General features: G+C 58.7%; 3 protein-coding genes. 1 reads left to right on the top strand and 2 read right to left on the bottom strand.

Translation table 11 applies throughout. The annotated features are described in order from the left end of the window. Positions 1 to 5: 5 nt before the first annotated feature. On the top strand, positions 6 to 1,325 hold the full coding sequence (locus ACH2EH_RS06545) for a DUF1501 domain-containing protein (protein ID WP_395140077.1): 1,320 nt from the start codon (positions 6 to 8) through the stop codon (positions 1,323 to 1,325). Here ACH2EH_RS06545 and ACH2EH_RS06540 read toward each other — a convergent pair. Both ACH2EH_RS06540 and ACH2EH_RS06535 read right to left on the bottom strand, forming a co-directional pair. Continuing rightward, positions 1,322 to 1,774: a nuclear transport factor 2 family protein gene (locus ACH2EH_RS06540; RefSeq protein ID WP_395140076.1), complete on the bottom strand. Its 453-nt coding sequence runs from the start codon at positions 1,772 to 1,774 to the stop codon at positions 1,322 to 1,324. The two genes, ACH2EH_RS06545 and ACH2EH_RS06540, sit on opposite strands and share 4 nt — an antisense overlap. Continuing rightward, on the bottom strand, positions 1,771 to 2,010 hold a 240-nt coding region (locus ACH2EH_RS06535; protein WP_395140074.1), incomplete at its 5' end, for a hypothetical protein. The genes ACH2EH_RS06535 and ACH2EH_RS06540, both read right to left, overlap by 4 nt.

The raw sequence follows: 2,010 nt of genomic DNA, 5'->3' as shown, positions 1-2,010 counted from the left end.
GGCTACTGACCGAGGGCGTTGCACAGGCCAGCTCTCCCTCCTCCCGTTATCGGGAGGAGGGCCGGGGAGGAGGGCGGGCCAAGCATGTCATCCATTTGTTCATGGCGGGCGCACCCTCCCAGCTCGACCTCTTCGACTACAAGCCCGAGCTGGTCAAGCTCGAAGGTCAGCCCTTGCCACCGTCGGTGTATAAAAACCAGCGCTATGCCTTTATCCGCGCCGATGCCGCCGTGCTGGGGCCGCGCTTTAAGTTCCAGAAGCACGGACAGTGCGGTATGGAGCTCTCGGAGCTGCTGCCGCACTTGGGAAGTGTCGCGGATGAGATTTGCCTGGTGAAGAGCGTCAGCACCGACCAGTTTAATCATGCCCCCGCGCAGATCTTCTGGAACACCGGCAACGGTCAGCCGGGTCGGCCCGCGATGGGCTCGTGGGTGGTCTATGGCCTCGGTGCGGGTGCGAAAGACCTGCCTGATTTTGTGGTGATGAGCACCGGGGCGGGCATTTCCGGCGGGGCGGCAAACTGGTCGAGCGGGTTTCTGCCCACAAAATACGCGGGCGTGCGGCTGCGCAACTCCGGCGACCCGATTTTAGATGTGAGCAACCCGGCGGGCGTGGACGCAAGGCTCCAGCGTGATACGCTTGATCTTCTCGGGAATCTGAACCGGCGCGACTCGGACCCGGAGATCGCCTCACGCATTGCGAGCTACGAGCTGGCGTTTCGCCTGCAGACCAGCGCTCCTGAGGTGATGGATCTGAAGTCGGAGAGCAAAGAGACGCTTGCCCTGTACGGCTGCGACCCCAACAAGCCCAGCTTCGCCCGCGCTTGTTTACTCGCACGGCGCATGATCGAGCGGGGCGTACGCTTCGTCACTATCTACCACGAGGGCTGGGACGCGCACTCCGATGTGGCGGGAACGAGCCGCAATAAGTGCCGCGAGACCGACCAGGCATCGGCGGCGCTGGTGAAAGACTTAAAGCAGCGTGGGCTACTCGATGAGACACTGGTGATCTGGGGCGGGGAGTTTGGGCGCACGCCCATGGTGGAGAATAACCCCGCATTGGGCCGCTCGCAGGGCCGTGACCACCACCCGCAAGCCTATACGATGTGGCTGGCGGGCGGTGGAATTAAAGGCGGAGTGACCTACGGTGCGACGGACGACCTGGGCTTTCATGTGGTGGAGAACAAAGTCCATGTCCATGACTTGCAAGCCACGATCCTCCACTGCCTGGGCCTGAACCACGAAAAACTCACCTACCGCTACTCGGGCCGAGACTTCCGCCTCACGGATGTGCACGGCAGCGTGGTCAAAGATATTCTGAGCTAGCCGGGCTTGTTGCTCTTGATCTTGCTGGTGAGAAGCTTGTTCTGAGTGCGAAGCCAGTTGCCGTCTTTTTTTACCCAGGTGTCCTCACTGGTCGCCTCCGACTTCTGTGTGTTCTTGCCAACCAGGGTGAGACTATCTAGCGTCTTGACTGTCGCGGTATTTCCTGTCACGACACACTTTGTGATCTTTGTTGTGAGTAAGTAGGACTTGAGACTGCTAAAGGCTTGAGTGATCTGCGGCTTGATCTGCGCCATGGTGCGTTTGTCGCCCTTGAGACCTAGGCTGACAAACTCCGGCGCGTTGATTGCAAGCGAGCCCGCGACATCTTTCTTGGCGGCAGCGGCAGAGCGTTTATCGTACTGTGACTGGATGGCTTTCTGGTCGTCTTTTGCCTGTGCGGACGAGGTGAGGGCCACGAGGGCCGCCAGAATGAGGAATTTTTGTTTCATGGTACTCTTATCGGTTCTTTCTTCTTATTTTTTTGCTTCTGGACAAAATCATCCCGCTCGTTGTTCGTGAAGCCATCGGCAGTGAAGTACTCGTGGCGCTTGAGATACCACACTCCCGAGGAGCGGGTCCATGTCAGGCTCAGGTTGACAATGATCAGAGTCTCTTCTTTTTCTTCCTCGGGTATTTCCAGAGTGAAGCGTAGGGCTTGCTCCACATCGAGAACAACATCACCATT

It is taken from the genome of Armatimonas sp. (genome assembly GCF_043760365.1).
Taxonomy (GTDB): Bacteria; Armatimonadota; Armatimonadia; order Armatimonadales; family Armatimonadaceae; genus Armatimonas.
Note: the sequence above shows the minus strand (reverse complement) of the source record. Positions and strands in the feature narration are given on the sequence as shown.

What these genes read in the sequence shown, in the direction of transcription:
- ACH2EH_RS06540 (WP_395140076.1), bottom strand. Translation starts at nt 1,774, where the DNA reads ATGAAACAAAAATTCCTCATTCTGGCGGCCCTCGTGGCCCTCACCTCG.